Below are 23,062 nucleotides of genomic sequence, written 5' to 3' on the forward strand. Positions count from 1 at the left end.
TCCCGCCTGGTCTAATGTCCCGCCCGGTATCGTAACCCTCAGAAGAAAAGCCGGAGGATTTCTCGTGATCTACGTCGTTGCTACCTTGACCATCAAGCCCGAGACGCGCGCCGAATTCATTGCAGCCGCCACCGCCTGCATCAAGGAGACGCGGAAAGAGCCCGGCAATATCGCCTATGACCTGCATGAGAGCGTCACCGACCCTGCCAAGATGGTGTTCGTCGAGCAGTGGGAGAATATGGAAGCGCTGGGGCCGCATCGCGCTGCCGAGCACATGAAGACGTTCGGCCGCGTTGCGGTGAAATGTTTCACGGCGCCGCCGAAGATCGAATACATCACGCCCGAGAAGGTCGAGACACGGTAAAGAGGTAAGACGCATGATCCGGGCGACGCAGGTCAGGGGACAGCACCGCTTCACGGAAGCACCAGTGGACACGGTCGTGCTCGATTTTGACGACCGGCACCGCCGCCGCATGACGATGACCGGAACGCGTGGTCTCGAATTCCTGCTCGACCTGGAACATGCCGTCGCGCTGCGCGGCGGCGATGCGCTGGTGCTGGAGGACGGAAGGCTGATCGAGGTGGTCGCGGCGCCCGAGCCGCTGCTCGAAATCCGCGGCCGCGATCCGCACCACCTCGTCCGCGTCGGCTGGCATCTTGGCAACCGTCATCTGCCGACCCAGATCTTGGCCAAGGCCCTGCGCATCCGCCGCGATCACGTCATCGCGGCGATGGTGAAGGGCCTCGGCGCGCGTGTGATCGAGATCGAGGCGCCGTTCGATCCCGAAGGCGGCGCCTACGCCGATGCCGGCCACGCGCATGGACACGACCATGCGCATCACGATCACGGCCATCATCACCATGACCATGGCCACCACCATGATCATGGCTCGCACGACCATAGCCACGAGCACCACCATCACCACGACGAGCATTGCGATCATCCCGACCATCACCACGGCCACAAGCATGCTCATGACCACAAATGAGCCGGTCGGCGCCGGTGATCTTGCCGAGGGCGAGGCGGCGGCGCTGTACCGGCTGATGACCTGGCTTTCGCCGGCGTTCCCGGTCGGCGGCTTCTCCTACTCCAGCGGCATCGAATGGGCGGTCGAGGCGGGCGACATCACCGACACGACGACGCTGGCGGATTGGCTCGATGCGATGCTCGGCGACGGCTCCGGCTTCTGTGACGCGACGTTTCTGGTCCACGCCTATCGCGCCACGGAATCGGGCGAGACGGCCGCTTTGAACGAGATCGCCGAGCTCGCGAGCGCCTTCGTGCCGTCGCGCGAGCGGCAGCTGGAGACGACCTCACAGGGCCGCGCCTTCATCGATATCTCGCGCGCCGCATGGGATGCCGACGGACTGGATGCCACGGTCGCGGCATGCGGCGCGCCGCTAGTCTATCCGGTCGCGGTCGGTGTGGTTGCCGCGATGCACGCCGTGCCGTTGGCGCCGACGCTGCACGCCTTCCTGCATGCGCTGGTCTCGAACTGGATTTCCGCCGCCAGCCGGCTCATTCCGCTCGGCCAGACCGATAGCCAGCGTGTGCTGGTGAAGCTGGAAGCCGCCGTCGCCGCCACCGCCAATCGCGCGCTGAATGCAACCTTGGATGATCTCGGCAGCGCGACGTTCCGGGCCGATCTCGCCAGCTTGCGGCACGAGACGCAATATACCCGCTTGTTTCGGTCGTGAGCGGTGCGGCCGTCAAGTCATCAGGAGAGAACGAGTCACATGGCGAAATCTCACGGTCCCTTGCGTGTCGGCGTCGGCGGTCCGGTCGGATCGGGCAAGACCGCGCTGATGGACCTGCTCTGCAAGACCATGCGCGAGCGCTATGACATTGCGGCGATCACCAACGACATCTACACCAAATGGGATGCGGAGTTCCTGGTGCGTTCGGGATCGCTGACGCCGGATCGCATCGCCGGCGTCGAGACCGGCGGTTGTCCGCACACGGCGATCCGCGAGGATGCCTCGATGAATCTCGCTGCGGTCGCGGACATGCGCGCCAAGTTTCCCGGACTTGACCTCGTGCTGATCGAATCCGGCGGCGACAATCTCGCTGCCACTTTTTCCCCGGAGCTGGCCGACCTCACCATCTATGTCATCGACGTCGCCGCTGGCGACAAGATCCCGTCCAAGGGCGGCCCCGGCATCACCCGGTCCGACCTCCTGGTCATCAACAAGACCGACCTTGCGCCCCATGTCGGCGCCTCCCTGGAGAAGATGGAGACGGACGCCAGGCGCATGCGCGGCGAACGTCCCTTCGTCATGACCAACCTCAAGAAGAGCGAGGGGCTCGACCGAATCGTCGGCTTCATCGAGGCCAAAGGCGGCCTGAAACGGGCGGGCTGACCGGACGCGACCAGTTGGCGCAGGCGTTTTTCGTCGTTAACGCCTGGGCCGTGCCGCAACCCACGGAACAAATTTCGGACACGGCGATTAACTACCTCCGGCGCCCGGGGCGAATTCATCCCGGCCAGACCATCGGCCGGGCGGATTAAGCTTTTCAGGCGACCCAAGTTGCGTACTGATGCCTCCTCCTTCATTATCTCCGCCACTGGGGTTTACCCTGCTTCGGCCTCTGGCCGTTCGAGCGGCGTTCATGTGCTCCGTGTTCATTGCCGACCTCCTGCTTTCGCCTGAGTAATCGCGTGGTCAGGCTGGGTTTCATCATCGGCTTCATCGCTCTGCTCGGGGCCTTGCTCTCCGGGCTTGCGGCTTATCGCGTCCACGACCAAGAGCTGGCGCTGGACCGGATCGCGCTGGCGCGTGCGATCGACGTGCATGCGAGCCTGGTTCAGGACCGCCTGACCGAGCGCGAGCTGCTCGCGCGTGTCGCCTCGGGCCTGTTCCGCGCGCCGTCGGTGATCAAGCCGAACGTGCTGGAGCCGCTGCGCTCGGCGATCTACGCCTTCAAGACCGACTTCGTGGTGGCCGGCTGGATCGCCCGGCTGAAGCCGAACGAGCTTGCGGCGGCGCAGGCCGCCATTGCCAGCGCCGGCTTCCCGAATCCGCAGATCCGCTCGTTTGACGACAAGCCGATCAACCCTGCCGATGTCACCCAGCCGATCGATGTGCTGTTGGATCTCGAGCCGCGAAGCAACGAGACCAAGACGTTGCCCGGCCGCAGCTACGATCAGGATCCGGTTCGCAGCGCGATGCTCACGCGGGCGCGCGCCGAAAAGAGGTCGGTTGCCTCCGACCCGGTGCCGTTGATCCGCGGAAACGGTCCGATCGGCATCATCGTGGCCGCGCCCGTCGTTCCCGAGGGCGCGACGGAGCCGGCCGGGTTCGTCACATTTTCCTACGAGCTCGCCTCGCTGATGCTGGCCAATGACGACATGTCGCTGTTCGCGGTGGCGCTCAGGGATCCGCGCAAGGACGGCGGCGAGCTGATCGCCAATGATCAGGGCGTGGTCTCGACGCGGATCGCGGCGGCGGACGGGGCACCGTCGGCGACGCGCACGGTGAGCTTCGGTGGCCGCGATTGGCAGCTCGGCTATTACGCGAAGACCAATTCGGTGCGCCGCGCCGAGCAGACCGCCATCATCGTGGCGGCGATCGGCTTTGCCATCACCGCAATGGTGTGCGGCCTGTTCGGTTACGTCGCCTACAACAATCTGCGGCTCAGCCGGGAGATCCAGGTCAGGATCGGATTCGAGCGGCGGTTGACCGCGGTGATCGACGAGCTCAACCACCGCGTCAAGAACATCCTGGCGGTGATCCAGTCGATCGTGACGCGCACCTTGCGCCACGGCTCGGATATCGATATTGCGCGCGAGCTCCTGATCGGGCGCATCCACGCCATGTCCAATGTGGTGTCGCTGCTCAGCGAGAGCCAGTGGCAGGGTGTCAAGTTGAAGGGCCTGTTCGAGGCGCGCGCGATTCCGCATGCCGATCGCATCGCCGTCACCGGCCCCGACATCGCGGTCAGCGCGCGTGCCGCACAGAGCCTGTCGCTGCTGTTCTTCGAGCTCGCCTCGCATTCCGACGAGGGCCTGTCGCTGGTCGGCAAGCACCCGCACATCACCGCCAACTGGACGGTGACCGGCGAGGAGGGCGACGAGGTCTTCCATTTCCGCTGGGAGGAGTTCAACACCAGCGAGGCGACGCGCCGGCCCGATTCTGATTTCGGCCTGATCCTGCTCGACCGCGTCGCGCCCGAGGCGCTGGGCGGGACCGCCAAGCGCTTCTTCACCGACGTCTCCTACGTCTATGAATTGACCGCGCCGATGGAGACGGTGGTCGACATGACCGAGCGCGACCGCACGGATAAAATCTCGGCGCCGGTCAGGCCGGTGCGAAGTTAGCCCTTCGGCCGCAACACCAGATCGACGAGGCTGCGCGCGTAGCCGGGTGTGATCGGTGCGATGCCGAAGATATAGCGGTAGAACAGGCTGCCATAGATCGCGTCGTAGAGATTCTCAGGAGGACCCTCGGCCTGAATGCTGCCGTCCTTCTGGCCGGCGGCGATCATGTCCACCAGCGCGTCGCGGCGGAATTGCAGGTACCGGGCGTAGAACAGCTCGGCCGACCCGGTCTTGGAAATGCATTCGGAGACGACGGCGAGCTGCACCTTGCCGAACTCGCCCTGCAGCGCCTCGGCATAGGCGGCGGCGTGGCGCCGCGCGCGCGCCGCGGGCGTGCCCGCGCTCGCGGGCGGCAGCGGCAGCATTTGCGCGGCATGGTGGAGGAAGGCGTCGATCAGCAGCGCTTCCCGCGACGGCCACCATTTGTAGATCGTCATCTTGGACACGCTGGAGTGCCGTGCGATCGCATCGATGGTGGTGGCGGCAAGGCCGGTGGTCGCCATCAGTGCATAGGCGCTTTCGAGGATGGCGTTGGTGGTCTCGATCGACCTTGGCCGGCCGCGCCGGGGCGCGCGCTCCGCCTCTTCACGCCCGTCTTTCGCCATCGCCACGCCCGGTCTCCTCACGCAGGGTCCCGGCATAGCCCAGGGGCGGCATTCGGCCTAGCAGAATCGCACGATTTCATCGCGAAGCGATCAGCTCTGGGCCTGCTGCCGCAGGGCTGCCGGCAGATCCTGCCGTTTCGACCAGGCGATGTAGTAGGCGAGCCCGGTCATCGCCGCGAAGCCGGTGATGCTCACCGCCACCTGCATCACCGCCAGGTTCGGCCCGGTGATCAGGATGAGGTGGCCAGCGAAGGATAGGAACACGGCGACGCAGAATACCGCGAGCCATTCCTCACCACATGCGATCACCGCTTGCAGCGGTTTCCATCTCAGGCCGGGGTGATCTGCCGGAATGAGATGGGTGGCAATGAATGCGAGGGCGAGGAAGTGGACCACCCGATAGGGAGCGAGGTTTTCCTTGTCGGTCGGAGCGATGCTGTTGAGGAGCAGATCGGGCAGGTAAGCCGACAGCGCCGGCGAATGGCGCATCAAGGTGACGGCCATCGCGAAGACCAGGTAGGCGCCGGCGAGGATCCGCAGCCAGGACATGCCGTGCAGCGCACGTCCCGGAGCGCCCGTCACGGCGAACCAGCCGCCCAGCACCATCAACATCTGCCAGCACAGCGGATTGAAGGTCCATTCCCCGTCCGGATAGATCCGAAAATTCCAGTCGAACCAGCGTGCGGCGAGATACAGCGCGACCGATGCCGCCAGCGTCAGGTTCGGGCCCCGCAGCAGGCCCCACAACGCGAACGGAAAGAACGCCATCAGCGGGACCATCAGCTGCAGCAGGTCGAGGTTCAGCGGCTCTTCCTGGAGCACGAGACCGCGGACCAGGATGCGCAGTGGATGCTCGAGAATTCCGGAGATGTTGTATTGGTGGATGATCTCCGGCGCCATCGATTGCCTGGCGACATAGGCGATGGCATCGATATAGATCACGAACAGTACGACATAGGCGGCATAGAGCCGCCAGACCCGGCGAAAGATGCGCGTCGCCGCGACCAAGTAGCCGCGTTCCAGCGCCATCCTGCCATGGATGATGGCAACCCCATACCCCACCACGAACACGAACAGGTCCGCCGCGCCGCTGAAGCCGAAATTGCGCAGCGTCAGCAGGTTGACGACGTTGTTGGGAATATGGTCGACGAATATGGACCAATTGGCGATGCCGAGCGTCAGATAGAGCCTGGCGTCATGCTGGAATGCGGCGAGGTTCGCCTTGACGGACGGTTTCATTGAGCAAAATAGCTTTGGGAATCAGGATGATGCTTTTAACGGCAACCGCCTGCTCGTCCGAGTAGCGTTTGCGTGAGCAGGGAAGAACCGCGCCAAACGGCGTCAAATGTGCCGCTTGCTCTATGAAATGCAGATAGATGCGCGCGCAGTAATTATAATGCCGGACCTCTACTCGGCAGGTTCGGCCGACACCTCGTCGGACACGCCGGCGCGGCTCGCCAGGATGCCCAGGGCGACGCCCCCGATCGCCAGGATCGGCAGCAGCCGCTTGACGCCGATGGCACGAACGATCTGGAGCCCGGTGGCGAGGAGCATCGGATCTGCAAGCATGCTCTGCGCGGCCGATTTCGCGGCGCGCTCGGCCGCGATCTGGGCGCGTTTCTGCACCTCGCGCTTGTAGCTCCAATAGGAGCCTGCCGCGGCCAGGGTGAACAGGAAGAAGATGCCGGCGCCGGCAAGACAAGCCTGCACCGGGCCATATTTCTGCAGCACCCAAATGAAGACGGCGGCACAGAGGAAGCCTGTGGTCACGAGCAGCGCGAAGGCAGCGCCCGCGGCAAGGGAGGTCAGCCGAACCGTCGTGCCGGTTGATGCGCTGATGCCGTCGATGATGCGCTGAAACATGGCCTTGCTCCTCAATCCCCGCCAGCCGAATGGTCACGAGCCAACAGCGGCGGCGTGCCGCCGCCGTATCAAATGGGCGTCGACATCCTTAGCGACGCCAGGCGACGCCGATCAGGAAGCCGATGCCGAGCGCCAGCCCGACGGTCGCCAGCGGCCGCTGCGTGATCGCCTCTTCCAGCGTCTCCTCGATCGAGCCGTAGGCGTCATGTGCAGCTTCCATCATCGCGCTGCCGCGCTCGGACATGTCGTCCATCGCGGAGTCCATGTTCTCGCGCGCCTGGCGATAGCCGCGGCGAGCCTGCTTGCTGGTGGAGTTGGCGAAAGTATTGAGCGCGTCGGTGATCTGGTCGGTGAGGGCGGCGATATCGCTTTTCACGGCTGCTACATCCTTTTCGAGGCGGTCTCGGGTGGCTTTGTCGGTCCAGTCTCTCATCCCGGCTTCGGCATTGGGCGTGGACATCGGGAGCTCCGAACTGTTGACGGCTGAGATGGGCGGAGAACGTTTCGTCGCCGGGTAAGTTCCGTTCGCTGAAACCGGTCAGGCTTGCGGCAGCTGCGGCGAATTCTCCGGCAGCAGGTGGTCCTTCAGGATCAGCGCGACGATCAGGAGCGGCGACGACAGGAACGCGCCCATCGGCCCCCACAGCCAGGTCCAGAACGCGAGCGCGAGCAGCACGGCGAGCGCGTTCAGGGCGAGCCGCCGCCCGATGATCGTCGGCGTGATGAAGTGACCCTCAAGAAAGGTGAGGCCACCGAAGGCGAGCGCGGCCATCAGGCCGCCGCCGAGGGTCGGGAAGGCGATCAGCCCGACCACGACCAGCACCACGAACATCGCCACGGGCCCGATGATCGGGATGAAGTTGAGCGTGGCCGCCAGTGCGCCGAGCCCGGCCGGATTGGGCATTCCGGTCAGCGCACAGATCAGGCCGGTGGCGACGCCGACGCCGACATTGATGAGGGTGACGGTCAGCAGATAATTGCCGAGATGGACCTCGATCTCGTTGAGGATCCGGAGCGTGCGCAGCCGCGCGTCGTGATTGCTGAAGGTCATGATCATGGCCCGCCGCAGGTCGCGCCAGCTTGCGATGAACAGGATCAGGGTGACGAAGAACAGCAGGAATTCGGTAAAGGTCGGTGACAGGAATTCCAGCGTCGGCTGCACCCACTCGATCTTGGGCATGTGCAGGCTCGGCAATCCCTCCGAGCCGCCGAGCATGGCTTGCAGCTCCCGCCAGAGCGCAAGCGGCCGGTCGAACACGTGCAGCTTGTCCTTCAATTGCGCGCCGAGCTCTGGCAGGCGCGTGCTCCACGCCATGACCGGCGAAGCGATCAACGCGACGGCGAAAGCGACCACCGCGCTCACTGCGACCACGATCAGCACGGCGCCGACGCTGCGTGGGACCTTGCTTCGCTCCAGGAAGGTGGCCGCCGGAGACAGCATGGTCCCGATGACGAACGCCATCACGACCGGCAGGAAGAACGCCCGGCCGACATAGAGCACGGCGACGATGGCGATCAGCAACAGCCCGGCCAGCGCGAACGCGACGAATTCAGTGCGGCGGATCACCGGCGGCAGCTCGACATGGCTCTCGGGAAGCGGATCGCCTTCGCTGTTGCCGGAAATCAAACGTTCACTGGGTAGGACGCGCACAATATCTCTCCCGCACGGAATCCGTGATCCGCGCGCCCATTGATGACGTGACTAATGCTTGGGCGGCGTGCTGGTTCCATCGCGGCTTCGTGAACGGATGCTCGCTTGACTGTGACGTCGCTGCCGCACGCTGCGCCGGAACTTCGATCGAGGCGGCGGAGTTTGTTGAGGCAGCGCATCACCTGATGCACATCCAACGGGGCAGCTCATGACAAAGTTGTTTGCAGTCCGTCGCAGCTTCTCGCCGCGCGCCGTCGGCGCGTTCGCCTTCGCAACCGCTCTTCTCGCAGTGCCGGTGGGCACCGCGAGCGCCCAAACCTTCGGCTATGCGCCGATGCAGCGGGTGTATCCGCAGGACCTTTACTCGCAGGGCCAATACTCGCAGGACCAAGGCTATTCGCAGGATGACATCAACGGGGCGCCGCAGGTCGCCGATGAGGATGCCCAACTGCCCGACCGGCTGCGCAGGCAGATCGTCGGCTTCGACCGGAGCGAGCCGGCCGGTACCATCGTCATCGATACCAACAGCACCTATCTCTATTACGTGCTCGGAGGCGGCCGCGCGATCCGCTACGGCGTCGGCGTCGGCCGCGAGGGCTTTACCTGGTCGGGCGTGCAAAGCGTCAGCCGCAAGGCCGAGTGGCCGGACTGGCATCCGCCGGCCGAGATGATCGCGCGCCAGCCCTATCTGCCGCGCTTCGTCGCCGGCGGGCCCGGCAACCCGCTCGGTGCGCGCGCGATGTATCTCGGCTCGAGCCAATACCGCATCCACGGCACCAATGATCCCTCCACCATCGGCAAGTTCGTCTCGTCCGGCTGCATCCGCATGACCAACGAGGACGTCGTCGACCTGTATAGCCGCGTCAATGTCGGCGCCAAGGTCGTGGTGCTGCCGAAGAACGCGCCGCTAATGGCGAAGGGAGGTGATCCCGTGCGCAAGCGTCCGGCCGTGACGACGCTGCCTTCGGGTCGGCAGGCGCTGAACATGACCACGTCGGCCGTGAATTAGTCTGCGAGGTCCTATGGCGAGACGGCTGATTGACAAACTGGCGGGCGGAGCGGCGATTGTCGTCGTCGTCTCCAGCGGGCTGGCGATGGCGCCGTCGGCGCATGCGCAGGATTTCTTCTCGGGCCTGTTCGGCGGCTTTCGGATGCGGCCGCCGCCGGAAATCCGGATGCCTTTCCCCACCGACGATATGCCGCGCTATGAGGCGCCACGCCAGCGCGCGTCATACGGCGGCGGCACCGCCTATTGCGTGCGCAGCTGCGACGGTCGCTACTTCCCGGCACAAGGCAATGATGCCGAGAGCAAGGCGCAATCTTGCAAGAGCTTCTGCCCGGCCTCGGAGACCTCGCTGGTCTATGGCGGCAACATCGACGATGCCGCGACTGAGAAGGGAAAATCCTATTCGGACTTGCCAAATGCATACCGCTACCGCAACGAGATCGTCGCGGGCTGTACCTGCAACGGCAAGGACCCGGTTGGGCTCGCATCAGTCAAGGTCGAGGACGACCCGACCCTGCGCAAGGGCGACATCGTCGCGGGCGCCGGCGGCCTCGTGGTCGCCAGCCGCAACGCCAATGACCGCCGTGGCGTCGCGATGAATTTCTCGCCGCTGCCGGAATCGGTGCGTGCCAGATTCCGTCAAGTCCCGGTGGTGGCGAAGGAGTAGGGAGCGCCCTATCGGACGGCGTCCGAACCTTGTCGGACGGCCAAATGCTGGACTAGGCCCGCCGCGGGACGTTGCGCGCAGGGTTTCCGAGATGGAACCGGCTTGGGTGCAGCGCGTTAGAACAGCGTAGCAATTGCCTGAAGGGGGCCTCGCGATGCTGGTCGGCGTACTCGTCACCTTTCTCGTCGTCATTCTCGTGCTCTATCTCATCAACATGCTGCCGATGGATGGCCGCGCCAAGCAGATCGCGCGCGTGATTGTCATCATCATCGGCATCGTTTCGCTGCTGAAATACCTGGCGGTGTTCTAGCAATCGCAGCCCGGACAAGCGAAGCGGTATCCGGGCCGCAACGAAGGCCCCGATCGCACCTCACGCCATCCGGGGCTACACCTCAAATCAAAAGCCCCGGCGTGAGCCGGGGCTTCGTTCGTGCCGCTTCAGTGCAGCGACTTCAGCCAGTCGTCGACGTCCTGACGAACCTGGTCCTTGGCCTTGCCGTAACGCTCCTGCAACCGGCCCTCGAGCTGCTCGCGGCGGCCCTCGATCAGTTGGAGGTCGTCGTCAGTGAGCTTGCCCCATTTCTCCTTGGCCGATCCCTTGAACTGCTTCCAGTTTCCTTCGATCCGATTCCAGTCCATGACCATCTCCCGTTGGTTGATGGCCCGACAACGCGAGGCGCACGCAGCCTGTTCCGTGACACAGCGCGACGTTTCCCCAACAAAAAAGCCCCGGGTTCGGCCGGGGCTTTCGATGTTCCGTGACTCTGCTCAGCCGAGCGCCTCTTTATCCAAGAGCCTCTTTTATCGAAGAGCCTCTTTATGCAAGAGCCTTTTTATGCAAGAGCCTTGGCCTCGCGGCGGCGCGCGGTGAGGATGTATTCGGTGTAGCCGTTCGGCTGCTCCCGCCCCTTGAAGATGAGGTCGCAGGCGGCCTTGAAGGCGACGCCGTCGAAGGCGGGCGCCATCGGCTTGTAGATGGGATCATCCGCGTTCTGCTTGTCGACGACGACGGCCATGCGCTTAAGCGATTCCATGACCTGCGCCTCGGTGATGACGCCCTGATGCAGCCAGTTGGCAAGGTGCTGGCTGGAAATGCGCAAGGTGGCGCGGTCTTCCATCAGGCCGACGTCGTGGATGTCGGGCACCTTCGAGCAGCCGACGCCCTGGTCGATCCAGCGCACGACATAGCCCAGGATGCCCTGGCAATTATTGTCGATCTCCTGCCTGACGTCATCGGGCGCCCAGTTCGACTTCGACACCGGAATGGTGAGGATGTCGGACAGCTTTGCGCGCGGTCCGCCCTTGGCGAGTTCCTCCTGGCGCGCGATGACGTTGACCTGGTGGTAGTGCAGCGCGTGCAGCGTCGCCGCGGTCGGCGAGGGCACCCAGGCGGTGGTGGCGCCGGCCTGCGGATGGCCGAGCTTCTGGGCCAGCATGTCCGCCATCTTGTCGGGCGCGGCCCACATGCCCTTGCCGATCTGGGCGTGGCCGGGCAGGCCATCGATCAGGCCCATGTCGACGTTCCAGTCCTCATAGGCCTTGATCCAGGCCTGCGCCTTCATCTCGTTCTTGCGGATCATCGGACCCGCTTCCATCGAGGTGTGGATCTCGTCGCCGGTGCGGTCGAGGAAGCCGGTGTTGATGAACATGATGCGCTTGGAGGCGCGCTGGATGCAGGCCTTGAGGTTGACGGTGGTGCGTCGCTCCTCGTCCATGATGCCGACCTTGAGCGTGTTCTCGGGCAGGCCGAGCATCTTCTCGACGCGGTCGAAAATCTCGCAGGTCAGCGAGACCTCGTCCGGGCCGTGCATCTTCGGCTTCACGATGTAGGCAGAACCGGTGCGGCTGTTCTTGACCTTGGAATTGCCCTTGAGGTCGTGGATCGCGAGCAGGCCAGAGACCGCGGCATCGAGCAGACCTTCTGGAATCTCTTCGCCTTTCTCGTCGAGCACGGCGTCGGTGAACATGTGGTGACCGCAATTGCGCATCAGGAGGAGGCTGCGGCCGTGCAGCTTGAGCTCGCCCTTGCCGTCGGGAGTCTTGTAGCTGCGGTCGGCGTTGAGTGAGCGGGTCAGCGTCTTGCCGCCCTTCTCGAAATCGGCCGACAACGTGCCGTTCATCAGGCCGAGCGTGTTGCGGTAGACCAGCACCTTGTCCTCGGCATCGACAGCGGCGACCGAGTCCTCCATGTCCAGAATGGTGGAGACCGCAGCCTCCATGATCATGTCGGCGACGCCGGCCGGATCGTCCTTGCCGATCGCGCTGCTGCGGTCGATCTTGACCTCGATATGCAGGCCGTTGTTGACGAGCAGCACGGCGCTCGGCGCGGCTGGATCGCCCTGGAAGCCCGCGAACTGCGCGGCATTCTTCAGCGCGGTGGCGTTGCCGCTCTTCAGCTTCACCGCGAGCTGGCTCGCGACGACGCTATAGCCGGTCACGTCGGTGTGGCTGCCGGTCGCGAGCGGCACGGCGTTATCGAGGAACGCCTTGGCCTTGGCGATCACCTTGTCGCCGCGTGCCTTGTTGTAGCCCTTGCCGCTCTCGGACGGATCATGCGGAATCGCATCGGTACCGTAGAAGGCGTCATAGAGCGAACCCCAGCGTGCGTTCGCCGCGTTCAGCGCGTAGCGCGCATTGGTGAGCGGCACGACAAGTTGCGGGCCGCAGATCTTGCCGATCTCCTCGTCGACATTGGCGGTCTCGACCTTCTGCGTCGCCGGCTCCGGGACGAGATAGCCGATCTCCTTTAGGAAGGCGGTGTAGGCATTGAGGTCGAACGCCTTGCCTTTATTGGCGCGGTGCCAGTCGTCGATCTTGGCCTGCAGATTGTCGCGAAATGCGAGCAGCTCGCGGTTCTTCGGTCCCAACTCCTTGATGATGCCGGCAAGCCCGGCCCAGAACGCATCCGGCGCGATCCCGGTTTTCGGGGCCGCTTCCTTGGCGATGAAGTCAAACAGGACGGGTGCGATCTTCAATCCGTGGGCGTCGACGCGTTTCATGATGGGCTTTCTTGTTGGAAATGGCTGTTTTTGGCTGCTTTTGACCCGACAGCAGCAAAATGCGCCCGCGCGGGGCAGCTTTCGGGGGCCTATTAGCCCCAAAAAAGAGGCCGTGAGAAGACCCCCGGGAGCTTGTCAAAATGTCAAGGAGAGGTGGGAGACGGTCCCACGCACCGGTGTCATTCCCCGCGACTCGGCTACGCTAAGGCTTCGCCGAGGTTGAGGTCTAGGGGCGCCGAAGCTTTAGCGAAGGCGGCAAGCGGGGAATCCAGTACGCCGCGGCTTCTTCGTATTCCAACGCTGTCTCTGGAATACTGGGTCGCCCGGCCGAGCCGGGCGACGACTAGGGCGGCCTCAAATGTTCGCGGCGAGGTCCACGAGCTCGTCGAACAGCACGCCTGATGCCTTCAGCATCTGCTCGATCTCGTCGGCCGCTTCCGCAACCGTCCGCTTCGACGTATCGATCACGAGCTCGGCGGCCTCAGGCTTCTCGTAGTCGTTGCCAATGCCAGTGAACGAGGCGAGCGCGCCGGCGCGGGCTTTCTTGTAATGGCCCTTGGGATCGCGCTCCTCGCACACCTCGGCGGGCGTCGCGACATGGATTTCGCGAAACGCGGTGTCGGCGATGCGACGCGCGGCGGCGCGATCTTCGCGCGCGGGCGAGACCGCCGCGACGATGGCGATGTGGCCGTTGCGGGCGAGATGCGTCGCGACCTCGGCGAGGCGGCGGATGTTCTCGCTGCGATCAGTGGCGGAGAAGCCGAGATCGCTGTTGAGCCCGGCGCGCAGCGTGTCGCCATCGAGCAGGATCGGCGAGCCGCCATTGGTGAAGAGACGCCGCTCCAGCGCCCGCGCCAGCGTCGACTTGCCGGAAGCCGGCAGGCCGGTAAGCCAGACCACGGCGCCATTGTGGCGGTAGCGGGCTGAACGCTCGTCGCTGCGCAGCGCCGATTCCACCGGCACGATGTCGACAGGCACGGCACGCTGGCCGGCATCGACCGACAGCACCAGGCCACCGCCGGCGATGCGCCCGGACACCTCGATCACGAGGCGGCCGGTGCGCGGATTTTCGGTGTAGGGATCGGTCGCGATCGGATTGGACAGGGAGATGTCGATCTCGCCGACATGGTTGCGGCCGATCGCCTTGTTCTCGCTGCTCGAGAGCTCGCCGGGATCGACCGCCTTCTCGATGGCGACCACGGTGGCGCGGCTTTCCTTGGGGCCGCAGCGCACCAAAAGCTGGTCGCCCTTGGCAAGCGGCTTGTCGTGCAGCCAGAAGATGCGCGCGCGCAGCCGCCGCGTCTCGCGCGGGGCGCTGCCCGCATGCGCGATGATGTCGCCGCGCTCGATGAACAATTCGCGGTCGAGCGTGATGCCGACCGAGCGGCCGGCGCCCTGACGGCCCGCTACCGGCGTCGCCGGCCAGCTCTCGACCGTCTTGATCTTGGCGATCTTACCGGCCGGCATGATCACGATCTCGTCGCCGGCAATCAGGCTGCCGGATTCGATGCGGCCGGCGACGATGCGGCGGTCGTCGAACTTGTAGATCGCCTGCACCGGCAGCCGCAGCGCCAGCGCTTCCAGCGGACGCGCCGGCTCGAGGTGATCAAGCGCCTCGACCACGGTCGGTCCCTTGTACCAAGAGATGCGGTCGGTGCGCATCGCAACGCCGTCGCCGTCACGCGCGGAAATCGGGATCACGGCCGTGGGGGTCACGCCGAGGCCGTTCAGATGCGCGGAGATCTCGTCGCTGATGTCCTTGAAGCGTGCGGCGGAGAAATCGACGCGGTCCATCTTGTTGACGACGGCGGCGACCTGCTTCACCCCGAGCAGATGCAGGAGATAGCCGTGCCGCCTGGTCTGGTCGCGCACGCCCTCCAGCGCGTCGATGATCAGCACCGCACCGTCGGCCTGCGAGGCGCCGGTGATCATGTTGCGGAGGAATTCGGCGTGGCCGGGCGCATCGATCAGCACGATGTCGCGCGAATTGGTGCGGAAGCGGATCTGGGTGGTGTCGATGGTGATGCCCTGGTCGCGCTCGGTCTGCAGCGCGTCGAGCAGGAACGACCATTCGAACGGCATGCCGCGCCGCGCGCTGACAGCCTTGAGCATTTCGAGCTTGCCCTCGGGCAGGCTGCCGGTTTCATGCAGGAGGCGGCCGACCAGGGTCGACTTGCCGTGGTCAACATGGCCGACGATGACGATGCGGACCTGGGGACGCGTGGTGCCGTTCGGCGTGCCGGGCGAGGCTGACGTGACGATCATGTTCATGGCCGCGTCCTTGATCAGAGATAGCCGGCGACGCGAAGGCGCTCGAAGGCGTCCTCGGTCTCGTGGTCGAGCGCGCGCCCCGAGCGCTCCGGCACCTTGGTCTGTTCGAGCTCGATCAGGATCTCGTCGATGTTCGAGGCATTCGAGGCAACTGGATTGGTGATGTCCTGGTCACCTAGCGAGCGATAACGCTTGCCGTTCTTGGCGAGGTACAGCGGAATAATCGGGATGTTCTCGCGCTTGGTGTAGGCCCAGATGTCGGCCTCGGTCCAATGCAGGATCGGATGGATGCGCAGATGCGCGCCTTGCGGCGGCGAGGCGTTGAAATGATCCCAGAATTCCGGCGGCTGGTCGCGCACGTCCCAATTGCCCTCCAAGCCGCGCGGCGAGAACACCCGCTCCTTGGCGCGCGTTGCTTCCTCGTCGCGGCGGATGCCGGCGATCAGGCCGTCAAAGCCATACTTTGCGAGCGCCATCTTGAGGCCCTCGGTCTTGCGCGCGGCGGAACGGGCGGCCGGCGGCAGCGTTGGGTCGACGGCATCGATCGGCGGGCAGGGCTCGACGCGCAGATCGAGATCCCATTCCTTGCCGTAATGATCGCGGAAGCGATACATCTCCGGAAACTTCTTGCCGGTATCGACGTGAAGGGCCGGGAACGGCATCTTGCCGAAGAAGGCTTTCCGCGCCAGCCAGATCATGACGTTGGAGTCCTTGCCGAGTGACCACAACAGGGCAATCTTCTTCAGCCGGGCAAAGGCCTCACGGAAGATGTAGATGCTCTGCGCTTCGAGCTGGTCGAGATGGTCCATGCTCGAGGCAAGTTCGGCAGCAAATTCTTGCGCGCGCACGCGCTCAGCCAGCGCCGGATTGCTCAGTCGATCAGCAGCGGAATCGTCCTTGAGAAGATGCATCTCTGCCACTTTGCGTTTGGAGGCGAAAATTCTATAGTTGCGGTGCGGAAGAGAAGAAAAAAATTTCTCTTTGCGCGCTCGAAACGAGACATATATAGAAAATAATTCCAGTCAACCCCGTTTGTGGGGAAGCGAGTGTCACATGCGGTTCTTGCCGGTGTTTCTCGATCTCAAGGCCGGCCCGGTGGTCCTCATCGGGGCGGGCGAGCTTTTGCGCGCCAAGCTGCGCGTGCTCGCCGCTGCCGGCGCGCGCCTGCGCGTGCATGCGATCGATGGCAATCACGACCTTGGCCTCGGCTCCGAAGACTTGGCGCGCATCGAGATCGCGGCAGGCGATCCGCTCACGGCGGATATTTCCGGCGTCATCGCCGTCGTCTGCGCGGGCGCAGGTGATGTCGGTGTCGCCATGTCGGCTCGCGCCAAGGCGGCTGGCCTGCCCGTCAACGTCATGGACGACCTCGAGCATTCCAGCTTCATCTTTCCGGCCATCGTCGATCGCGGCGATGTCGTGGTCGCCGTCGGCACCGGCGGCACCTCTCCGGTGGTGGCGCGGCGCGTACGCGAGAAGATCGAGGCGCTGCTGCCGGCGCGCATTGGCGAACTCGCCGAGTTCATCGGCACCTTCCGCAAGTCGATCAACGAGCGCATCGCCGAGTTTCCGCTGCGCCGCCGCTTCTGGGAGCGCGTCATCGACGGTCCGATCGGCGCCGCCGTGCTCGCCGGCCGCAACAGCGAAGCCGATGCATCGCTCAAGGCGATTGCCGACCTTTCCGCATTCGCGCGCGCCGACAAGCCGGAAGGCTCCGTCGCACTGGTCGGCGCCGGACCCGGCGATCCCGATCTGCTCACCATCAAGGCGCTGCGCGCTTTGCAGGACGCCGACATCGTCTTCCATGACGAGCTGGTCTCGCCCGAGATTCTCGACCGCATTCGCCGCGACACCACGCGCTTTGCGGTCGGCCGCCGCGTCGGCAAGCCCGGCATCGGCCAGGACGCCATCAACAAGCGCATGATCGAGGCCGCGCAATCGGGCCAGCGCGTCGTGCGGTTGAAGGGCGGCGATCCCTTCGTGTTCGGCCGCGGCGGCGAAGAAGTGGAAGCGCTGCGCGCCGCCGGCATCGCCTATTCGATCATTCCCGGCATCACCGCAGGGCTCGGCGCCGCCGCCGATTTCGAGGTGCCGCTCACTTATCGCCACGAAGCGACCCGCATCACCTTCCTCACCGCACACAAGGCCCGCGATGCGGAGAACGTGGATTGGTCGACACTGACCGACACCAAGATGACCGTCGTGGTCTACATGGGCATGACCGCAGCGCCCGCCGTGCGCGCAGGCTTGTTCGCGGCCGGCCGCTCGCCGGAGACGCCGGTCGGCGTGTTCGCCCGCGTCACGCGGCCGGATGCGCAAGGCGCAATTGGCACGCTGCGCGATCTGCCGGAACTGGTGCGGCGGATCCATGGCGGTCCCGCCATCCTCATCATCGGCGACGTGGTCCGGCATGCCGGCTCGCTTCGCCGCCAGACACCCAAACAAATCATCTCTGACCTATTGGATGCAGCCGAATGACCTCTCCGCTCGAACAAAAGAAGATCCGTATCGCCGGCCCCTCGGTCGTGACCGCCAACCGCACCTGGGACGGCATCGTGGTCTACCGCACCGCCGCCAAGAGCTGGTCCGCCGAGCTGTCGGAAGCCGCGATCGTGCGCAACTCCGACGAGGCCAAGGCGTTGCTTGCGGAAGCCGTGGCCGATGACGTCGGCGCCATCGGCCCCTATATCGCGCCCGTGCAGATCGGCGACGATGGCAAGGTCCAGCCCGGCAATCTGCGCGAACAGATTCGCCGCACCGGCGTCACCATCGGACAGCCGGCCCAGGTTTAAGGCACCCACTTATGTATGCTTACGACGAAATCGACCGCACGCTCGTCAACGAGCGCGTCTCGGAGTTCCGCGACCAGGTGAAGCGGCGCCTTTCCGGCGAGCTCACCGAGGACGAGTTCAAGATCCTGCGTTTGCAGAACGGCGTCTATCTGCAGCTGCACGCTTATATGTTCCGCGTCGCGATTCCCTATGGCACTCTGGCGACGAACCAGATGCGGGCGCTCGCCCATGTCGCGCGCAAATACGATCGCGGCTACGGCCACTTCACCACGCGGCAGAATATCCAGTTCAACTGGATCAAGCTCGCCGAGCTGCCGGATGCACTCGAAGACCTCGCCAAGGTCGGCATCCACGCGATGCAGACCTCCGGCAACAACATGCGCAATGTCACCTCGGACCAGTGGGCCGGCGTCGCGCCGGGCGAGATCGAGGATCCGCGCATCTGGTCGGAGCTGATCCGCCAGCACACCACGTTGCATCCGGAATTCTCGTTCCTGCCGCGCAAGTTCAAGATCGCGATCACCGCCTCGGACCACGACCGCGCCGCGATCAAGATCCACGACATCGGCCTGCGCTTGATCAAGAACGAGAAGGGCGAGACCGGCTTCGAGGTTCTGGTCGGCGGCGGTCTCGGCCGGACGCCGTTCATCGCCAAGACCATCAAGCACTTCGTGCACGGCCGCGACATCCTCAGCTACATCGAGGCGATCTTACGCGTCTACAATCAGTACGGCCGCCGCGACAACATCTACAAGGCGCGCATCAAGATCCTGGTGCACGAGCTCGGCATCGAGAAATTCTCGCGCGAGGTCGAGGACGAGTGGCAGCATATCCGCAACTCCTCGCTCCAGATCGACGAGGAGGTGATCGAGGACATCCGCTCGCGCTTCACCTATCCGGCTTACGAGAAGCTGCCGCATATGCCGGACGAGCTGCGCCAGGCCGCGGCCGACCCCGATTTCGAGGCATGGCGCAAGAACTCGGTGGCCCCGCACAAGGTGCAGGGTTACTCCATCGTCACGATCTCGCTGAAGCCGACCGGCGGGCCTCCGGGCGATGCCACCGCCGAGCAGATGGACGCGCTGGCAGATCTTGCCGACAAATATTCCTTCGGCGAGATCCGCGTCGGCCACGAGCAGAATCTAGCGCTGCCGCACGTCGCCAAGCGCGACCTGCCGGCACTGTGGAAGGCGCTCGACAAGCTCGGGCTGGCGACGCCCAACGTCAACCTGATCACCGACATCATCGCTTGCCCCGGGCTCGACTATTGCTCGCTGGCGAATGCCCGCTCGATTCCGATCGCGCAGGAGCTGACGCGGCGCTTCGCCAATCACGAGCTCGCTAACCTGATCGGCCGTCTGCACATCAACATCTCCGGCTGCATCAATGCCTGCGGCCATCACCATGTCGGCCATATCGGCATTCTCGGCGTCGAGAAGAACGGCGAGGAGGTCTACCAGATCACCATCGGCGGCCGTGCCGACGAGAACGCCGCGCTCGGCACCCTGATCGGTCCCGGCGTCAAGTTCGACGAGGTCGCCGACGTGGTCGAGGACATCGTGGAAGCCTATCTGGCGCTGCGCGAGCGGCCCGAAGAGCTGTTCATGGACACGGTGAAGCGCCTCGGCGTCGAACCCTTCAAGGAGCGCGTCTATGCCACTCGTTAATGGCGGAAAGATCACGGACGACCGCTTCGTCAAGCTCGCCGTCGACACGCCGCTGCCCGAGGGCGGCGACATCCTGGTGCCCGCCGAGCGCTTCCTCGGCGAGGCCGAGGGCTTGCTCAAGCGCGCCGGAAAGGTCGGGGTGATCTGGCCCAACAATCGCGACATCGCCGAGCTCGTGCCGTATCTCGGCCAGATCGCCGCCGTCGCGCTGGTGTTCCCGACCTTCCGTGACGGGCGCGCCTACAGCCAGGCGCGGCTGCTGCGCGAACGTTACAACTACCGCGGCGAATTGCGCGCGACCGGTCAGGTGCTGCGCGACCAGTTCGTGTTCATGCTGCGCGCCGGCTTCGATGCCTTCGAGGTCAAGAAGCAGGCCGATGCGGAAGCCTTCATGCAGACCGCCAAGCGCTACTCGGTATTCTACCAGCCGACCGGCGATGGCCGCATCACCGCGCTGCACCGGCGCATGCAATTGCGCCACTCCGAAGGGGTCGGCACGTGAACGCGATCGCGCCTCAGGTTTCGCCCGTGTCTGCGCTACCTTCGGCGGACGAGCTCGATCGCGCCTTGCGCGATGCCTCGCCTGCGGAGGTCATTGCCGCGGCGCTGAAGACGGTCGGGCGCGAGAAGCTTGCGCTGGTGTCCTCGTTCGGTACTGAATCGGCGACGCTGTTGAAGGTCATGTCGGATGTCGATCCCGCAATCCCCGTGATCTTTCTCGACACCGGCTGGTTGTTCGAGGAGACGCTGGCCTATCGCGATACGCTCATTGCGACGCTGGGCCTGAAGGACGTTCGCTCGATCAAGCCGGCCGAGGAGACGCTGTCGCGCGAAGATCCCGACCGCGACCTCTGGTTCTCCGATCCCGACGCCTGCTGCCGCATCCGCAAGGTCGAGCCGCTGGCGCGTGCGCTGAAGCCGTTCGGCGCCTGGCTCAACGGCCGCAAGCGCTTTCAGGGCAATGCGCGCGCCGACATTCCGGTCGTCGAGGACGATGGCGCGCGGCTGAAGTTCAATCCCTTCGCCAACGTCTCGCGCGAGGAGATCGAGGCGATCTTCACCCGCGCTAAATTGCCGCGGCACCCTCTGGTTGTGTCAGGATTCCTGTCGGTTGGGTGTATGCCTTGCACCAGCAGAACGACTGAGGGCGAGGATGCACGCGCCGGCCGGTGGCGCGGCCGGGCCAAGACAGAATGCGGCATCCATACGATGAAGACTTCGTAGCACAGTCACGCTGCGAGCTAGCGAACAAGAAAATCGGGTTCCGTTGACACAAGAGCGTTTCGCCACGAGTTATGCCTGCCGTCGATGACGCCGATGTCGTCGAGGTGAATGGAGATGGACATGATGCGCCGTATCGTTCCGCTCGCCGCAGGATTGCTCGCGACGGGGTTCTGGGCAGGCTCGGCTCTGGCCGCCGACATCAATTTGCTGAACGTGTCGTACGATCCGACGCGCGAGCTCTATGTCGAGTTCAACAAGGCGTTCGCGAGCGCCTACCAGAAGGAAACCGGCAAGAGCGTCGAGATCAAGCAGTCGCACGGCGGCAGCGGCTCGCAGGCGCGCGCGGTGATCGACGGCTTGCAGGCCGATGTGGTGACGCTGGCGCTCGCCTATGACATCGACGCCATCGCGAACAAGCGCCTTACCGCGGCGGATTGGCAGAAGCGGCTGCCGCAGAATTCATCACCCTATACCTCGACCATCGTTTTCCTGGTGCGCAAGGGCAATCCCAAGGGCATCAAGGACTGGGACGATCTGATCAAGCCGGGCGTTGCCGTCATCACGCCGAACCCGAAAACGTCGGGCGGCGCGCGCTGGAATTATCTTGCCGCCTGGGGCTTTGCGCAAAAGAAATACGGTTCGGCCGACAAGGCCAAGGACTTCGTTGGGAAGCTCTTCCAGCAGGTGCCGGTGCTCGATACCGGCGCCCGGGGCGCCACTGTGACCTTTGTCGAGCGCGGCGTCGGTGACGTGCTGCTCGCCTGGGAGAACGAGGCGTTCCTGGCCCTCAAGGAATTCGGTGCGAACAAGTTCGAGATCGTTGCACCGCCGCAGTCGATCCTCGCCGAGCCGCCGGTCGCGATCGTGGACAAGGTTGCCGACAAAAAGGGCACCCGCAATGCGGCTGACGCCTACCTTCAATACTGGTACACCAAGGAAGGGCAGGAGATCGCCGCGCGCAATTTCTACCGTCCGCGCGATGCCGAGACCGCCAAAAAGTATGAAAATTCCTTCGCCAAGGTCGAGCTGTTCACGATCGACGACGTCTTCGGCGGCTGGACCAAGGCACAGAAGGAACATTTTGCAGACGGCGGCGTTTTCGATCAGATTTACAAGAACTGATCGGGCGCTGTCGTAGGGGGCTTTAGCAGGGGGCCTGGTGAGCGCACTCGCAGCACGACGCCGGACATTGCCGGGCTTCGGTCTCACCATGGGACTGACGCTTTCCTGGCTGTCCGTGATCATCCTGATTCCACTCGCCGGCCTGTTCCTGAGATCGCTTGAGCTCAGCCCCGAGCAGTTCTGGAACATCCTCTCCAGCCGCCGCACCCTGAACGCGCTACGCGTCTCGTTCGGCCTCGCCTTTGCGGCGGCTTGCGTCAATCTGGTGATGGGCAGCATCATCGTCTGGGCGCTGGTGCGCTACCGCTTCCCCGGCCGCCGCATCTTCGATGCCATCGTCGACGTGCCGTTTGCGCTGCCGACGGCGGTGGCCGGCGTCGCGCTGACGGCGCTGTTCGCCGAGAAGGGCTGGCTGGGGGCGCCGCTCGCCGCGCTCGGCCTCAAGGTGGCGTTCACGCCGGTCGGCATCTTCGTCGCCATGATCTTCATCGGCATTCCCTTCGTTGTCCGCACCGTGCAGCCGGTGCTGCAGGATCTCGACCCTGAAATCGAGGAAGCCGCGGGCAGCCTGGGGGCCAGCCGCTTGCAGACCATCGTTCGCGTGATCCTGCCTTCGCTCGCGCCGGCGCTGCTCACGGGCCTCGCGCTCGCCTTCGCCCGCGCGGTCGGTGAATACGGCTCGGTGATCTTCATCGCCGGCAATCTGCCCAACGTCTCCGAGATCGCGCCGCTCTTGATCGTGATACGCCTGTCCGAATTCCGTTACGCCGATGCGACCGCGATTGCGGTGGTCATGCTGGTCGTCTCCTTCGTCATCATCTTCGCGGTCAATCGGCTCCAGCGCTGGGCGCAGAGCCGGATCCCGGCGCGCTGAGG

The 23,062-nt window shown here is 64.6% G+C and carries 24 protein-coding genes; 15 read left to right on the forward strand and 9 right to left on the reverse strand.

What is annotated here, in order from left to right; genetic code table 11:
- Window positions 1-64 precede the first annotated feature (64 nt).
- The 5 genes from I6F12_RS15370 (at window position 65) to I6F12_RS15390 (ending at window position 4,319) form a co-directional block, all read left to right on the forward strand.
- Window positions 65-364 (forward strand): putative quinol monooxygenase, encoded by a 300-nt coding sequence (locus I6F12_RS15370; protein ID WP_035998129.1) that lies wholly within the window; start codon window positions 65-67, stop codon window positions 362-364.
- A gap of 13 nt (window positions 365-377) precedes the next feature.
- Window positions 378-989, forward strand: coding sequence for an urease accessory protein UreE (locus tag I6F12_RS15375; RefSeq protein ID WP_225139306.1), 612 nt, complete (start codon window positions 378-380; stop codon window positions 987-989).
- Window positions 970-1,698, forward strand: coding sequence for an urease accessory protein UreF (locus tag I6F12_RS15380; RefSeq protein WP_225156847.1), 729 nt, complete (start codon window positions 970-972; stop codon window positions 1,696-1,698). Before I6F12_RS15375 ends, I6F12_RS15380 begins: the two co-directional genes overlap by 20 nt.
- Before the next feature lie 39 nt (window positions 1,699-1,737).
- On the forward strand, window positions 1,738-2,361 hold the full coding sequence (gene ureG, locus I6F12_RS15385; RefSeq protein ID WP_025033975.1) for an urease accessory protein UreG: 624 nt from the start codon (window positions 1,738-1,740) through the stop codon (window positions 2,359-2,361).
- Between the two features lie 299 nt (window positions 2,362-2,660).
- A complete protein-coding gene (locus I6F12_RS15390; RefSeq protein ID WP_225156760.1) occupies window positions 2,661-4,319 on the forward strand; it encodes an HWE histidine kinase domain-containing protein in 1,659 nt (552 codons plus the stop codon).
- Here the strand turns inward: I6F12_RS15390 and I6F12_RS15395 are convergent.
- From I6F12_RS15395 to I6F12_RS15415, 5 genes are all read right to left on the reverse strand, one after another.
- Complete coding sequence (locus I6F12_RS15395) at window positions 4,316-4,924, reverse strand: TetR/AcrR family transcriptional regulator (RefSeq protein WP_225141308.1); 609 nt, start codon at window positions 4,922-4,924, stop codon at window positions 4,316-4,318. The genes I6F12_RS15390 and I6F12_RS15395 overlap by 4 nt on opposite strands.
- Before the next feature lie 90 nt (window positions 4,925-5,014).
- The gene (locus I6F12_RS15400; protein WP_035998141.1) at window positions 5,015-6,163 is read right to left on the reverse strand and encodes an OpgC domain-containing protein; all 1,149 of its coding nucleotides are present in this window, start codon (window positions 6,161-6,163) and stop codon (window positions 5,015-5,017) included.
- Window positions 6,164-6,331: 168 nt separating this feature from the next.
- Window positions 6,332-6,787, reverse strand: coding sequence for a hypothetical protein (locus I6F12_RS15405; protein WP_225156761.1), 456 nt, complete (start codon window positions 6,785-6,787; stop codon window positions 6,332-6,334).
- Between the two features lie 88 nt (window positions 6,788-6,875).
- A complete protein-coding gene (locus I6F12_RS15410) occupies window positions 6,876-7,247 on the reverse strand; it encodes a DUF883 family protein (RefSeq protein ID WP_035998171.1) in 372 nt (123 codons plus the stop codon).
- Window positions 7,248-7,325: 78 nt separating this feature from the next.
- The gene (locus I6F12_RS15415) at window positions 7,326-8,438 is read right to left on the reverse strand and encodes an AI-2E family transporter (RefSeq protein WP_035998174.1); all 1,113 of its coding nucleotides are present in this window, start codon (window positions 8,436-8,438) and stop codon (window positions 7,326-7,328) included.
- A gap of 208 nt (window positions 8,439-8,646) precedes the next feature.
- Between I6F12_RS15415 and I6F12_RS15420 the strand changes: the two genes are divergently transcribed.
- From I6F12_RS15420 to I6F12_RS15430, 3 genes are all read left to right on the forward strand, one after another.
- Complete coding sequence (locus I6F12_RS15420) at window positions 8,647-9,447, forward strand: L,D-transpeptidase (protein ID WP_225156762.1); 801 nt, start codon at window positions 8,647-8,649, stop codon at window positions 9,445-9,447.
- 13 nt (window positions 9,448-9,460) lie between these two features.
- Window positions 9,461-10,111: a DUF2865 domain-containing protein gene (locus I6F12_RS15425; RefSeq protein WP_225134632.1), complete on the forward strand. Its 651-nt coding sequence runs from the start codon at window positions 9,461-9,463 to the stop codon at window positions 10,109-10,111.
- A 154-nt stretch (window positions 10,112-10,265) separates the two neighbouring features.
- Entirely contained in the window at window positions 10,266-10,421 is a 156-nt protein-coding gene (locus I6F12_RS15430; RefSeq protein ID WP_008546817.1) for a Thivi_2564 family membrane protein, read from the forward strand.
- A 128-nt stretch (window positions 10,422-10,549) separates the two neighbouring features.
- Here the strand turns inward: I6F12_RS15430 and I6F12_RS15435 are convergent, their stop codons facing one another.
- The 4 genes from I6F12_RS15435 to cysD all read right to left on the reverse strand — a co-directional run bounded on the left by I6F12_RS15435 (window position 10,550) and on the right by cysD (window position 16,190).
- Window positions 10,550-10,750: a CsbD family protein gene (locus I6F12_RS15435; RefSeq protein WP_008546815.1), complete on the reverse strand. Its 201-nt coding sequence runs from the start codon at window positions 10,748-10,750 to the stop codon at window positions 10,550-10,552.
- Between the two features lie 194 nt (window positions 10,751-10,944).
- Entirely contained in the window at window positions 10,945-13,110 is a 2,166-nt protein-coding gene (locus I6F12_RS15440; RefSeq protein WP_225111683.1) for a malate synthase G, read from the reverse strand.
- A 354-nt stretch (window positions 13,111-13,464) separates the two neighbouring features.
- Entirely contained in the window at window positions 13,465-15,381 is a 1,917-nt protein-coding gene (gene cysC / locus I6F12_RS15445) for an adenylyl-sulfate kinase (RefSeq protein ID WP_225126399.1), read from the reverse strand.
- Between the two features lie 14 nt (window positions 15,382-15,395).
- The gene (gene cysD / locus I6F12_RS15450; protein ID WP_035998209.1) at window positions 15,396-16,190 is read right to left on the reverse strand and encodes a sulfate adenylyltransferase subunit CysD; all 795 of its coding nucleotides are present in this window, start codon (window positions 16,188-16,190) and stop codon (window positions 15,396-15,398) included.
- A gap of 244 nt (window positions 16,191-16,434) precedes the next feature.
- Here cysD and cysG point away from each other — a divergent pair, with 244 nt between their 5' ends.
- From cysG to cysT, 7 genes are all read left to right on the forward strand, one after another.
- Window positions 16,435-17,859: a siroheme synthase CysG gene (gene cysG, locus I6F12_RS15455; protein WP_225156763.1), complete on the forward strand. Its 1,425-nt coding sequence runs from the start codon at window positions 16,435-16,437 to the stop codon at window positions 17,857-17,859.
- Window positions 17,856-18,173, forward strand: a complete 318-nt coding sequence (locus tag I6F12_RS15460) for a DUF2849 domain-containing protein (RefSeq protein ID WP_035998194.1) — start codon at window positions 17,856-17,858, stop codon at window positions 18,171-18,173. The genes cysG and I6F12_RS15460 overlap by 4 nt, the downstream gene beginning before the upstream one ends.
- An 11-nt stretch (window positions 18,174-18,184) precedes the next feature.
- Window positions 18,185-19,840 carry a nitrite/sulfite reductase gene (locus I6F12_RS15465; RefSeq protein ID WP_109142442.1) on the forward strand — a complete coding sequence of 552 codons (1,656 nt, stop codon included), beginning with the start codon at window positions 18,185-18,187 and terminating at the stop codon, window positions 19,838-19,840.
- Window positions 19,827-20,342: a DUF934 domain-containing protein gene (locus tag I6F12_RS15470; RefSeq protein ID WP_035998199.1), complete on the forward strand. Its 516-nt coding sequence runs from the start codon at window positions 19,827-19,829 to the stop codon at window positions 20,340-20,342. The genes I6F12_RS15465 and I6F12_RS15470 overlap by 14 nt, the downstream gene beginning before the upstream one ends.
- A complete protein-coding gene (locus I6F12_RS15475; protein WP_109142443.1) occupies window positions 20,339-21,064 on the forward strand; it encodes a phosphoadenylyl-sulfate reductase in 726 nt (241 codons plus the stop codon). The genes I6F12_RS15470 and I6F12_RS15475 overlap by 4 nt, the downstream gene beginning before the upstream one ends.
- A gap of 120 nt (window positions 21,065-21,184) precedes the next feature.
- Window positions 21,185-22,186, forward strand: coding sequence for a sulfate ABC transporter substrate-binding protein (locus I6F12_RS15480; protein ID WP_225156764.1), 1,002 nt, complete (start codon window positions 21,185-21,187; stop codon window positions 22,184-22,186).
- A gap of 37 nt (window positions 22,187-22,223) precedes the next feature.
- Window positions 22,224-23,060, forward strand: coding sequence for a sulfate ABC transporter permease subunit CysT (gene cysT, locus I6F12_RS15485; protein ID WP_074447692.1), 837 nt, complete (start codon window positions 22,224-22,226; stop codon window positions 23,058-23,060).
- Window positions 23,061-23,062: the final 2 nt, after the last annotated feature.

It is taken from the genome of Bradyrhizobium sp. IC4059, from assembly GCF_020193615.1.
GTDB classification, from domain to species: domain Bacteria; phylum Pseudomonadota; class Alphaproteobacteria; order Rhizobiales; family Xanthobacteraceae; genus Bradyrhizobium; species Bradyrhizobium yuanmingense.

Excerpts from the sequence above, each read along its gene's own strand:
- I6F12_RS15465 (WP_109142442.1), top strand. The coding sequence starts at position 18,185 with ATGTATGCTTACGACGAAATCGACCGCACGCTCGTCAACGAGCGCGTC.
- I6F12_RS15400 (WP_035998141.1), bottom strand. The coding sequence starts at position 6,163 with ATGAAACCGTCCGTCAAGGCGAACCTCGCCGCATTCCAGCATGACGCC.
- I6F12_RS15480 (WP_225156764.1), top strand. The coding sequence starts at position 21,185 with ATGATGCGCCGTATCGTTCCGCTCGCCGCAGGATTGCTCGCGACGGGG.
- I6F12_RS15410 (WP_035998171.1), bottom strand. The coding sequence starts at position 7,247 with ATGTCCACGCCCAATGCCGAAGCCGGGATGAGAGACTGGACCGACAAA.
- I6F12_RS15435 (WP_008546815.1), bottom strand. The coding sequence starts at position 10,750 with ATGGACTGGAATCGGATCGAAGGAAACTGGAAGCAGTTCAAGGGATCG.
- I6F12_RS15420 (WP_225156762.1), top strand. The coding sequence starts at position 8,647 with ATGACAAAGTTGTTTGCAGTCCGTCGCAGCTTCTCGCCGCGCGCCGTC.
- I6F12_RS15425 (WP_225134632.1), top strand. The coding sequence starts at position 9,461 with ATGGCGAGACGGCTGATTGACAAACTGGCGGGCGGAGCGGCGATTGTC.
- I6F12_RS15440 (WP_225111683.1), bottom strand. The coding sequence starts at position 13,110 with ATGAAACGCGTCGACGCCCACGGATTGAAGATCGCACCCGTCCTGTTT.
- I6F12_RS15405 (WP_225156761.1), bottom strand. The coding sequence starts at position 6,787 with ATGTTTCAGCGCATCATCGACGGCATCAGCGCATCAACCGGCACGACG.
- I6F12_RS15470 (WP_035998199.1), top strand. The coding sequence starts at position 19,827 with ATGCCACTCGTTAATGGCGGAAAGATCACGGACGACCGCTTCGTCAAG.
- I6F12_RS15460 (WP_035998194.1), top strand. The coding sequence starts at position 17,856 with ATGACCTCTCCGCTCGAACAAAAGAAGATCCGTATCGCCGGCCCCTCG.
- cysG (WP_225156763.1), top strand. The coding sequence starts at position 16,435 with ATGCGGTTCTTGCCGGTGTTTCTCGATCTCAAGGCCGGCCCGGTGGTC.
- cysC (WP_225126399.1), bottom strand. The coding sequence starts at position 15,381 with ATGAACATGATCGTCACGTCAGCCTCGCCCGGCACGCCGAACGGCACC.
- I6F12_RS15395 (WP_225141308.1), bottom strand. The coding sequence starts at position 4,924 with ATGGCGAAAGACGGGCGTGAAGAGGCGGAGCGCGCGCCCCGGCGCGGC.
- I6F12_RS15380 (WP_225156847.1), top strand. The coding sequence starts at position 970 with ATGCTCATGACCACAAATGAGCCGGTCGGCGCCGGTGATCTTGCCGAG.
- cysD (WP_035998209.1), bottom strand. The coding sequence starts at position 16,190 with ATGGACCATCTCGACCAGCTCGAAGCGCAGAGCATCTACATCTTCCGT.
- I6F12_RS15430 (WP_008546817.1), top strand. The coding sequence starts at position 10,266 with ATGCTGGTCGGCGTACTCGTCACCTTTCTCGTCGTCATTCTCGTGCTC.
- ureG (WP_025033975.1), top strand. The coding sequence starts at position 1,738 with ATGGCGAAATCTCACGGTCCCTTGCGTGTCGGCGTCGGCGGTCCGGTC.
- I6F12_RS15375 (WP_225139306.1), top strand. The coding sequence starts at position 378 with ATGATCCGGGCGACGCAGGTCAGGGGACAGCACCGCTTCACGGAAGCA.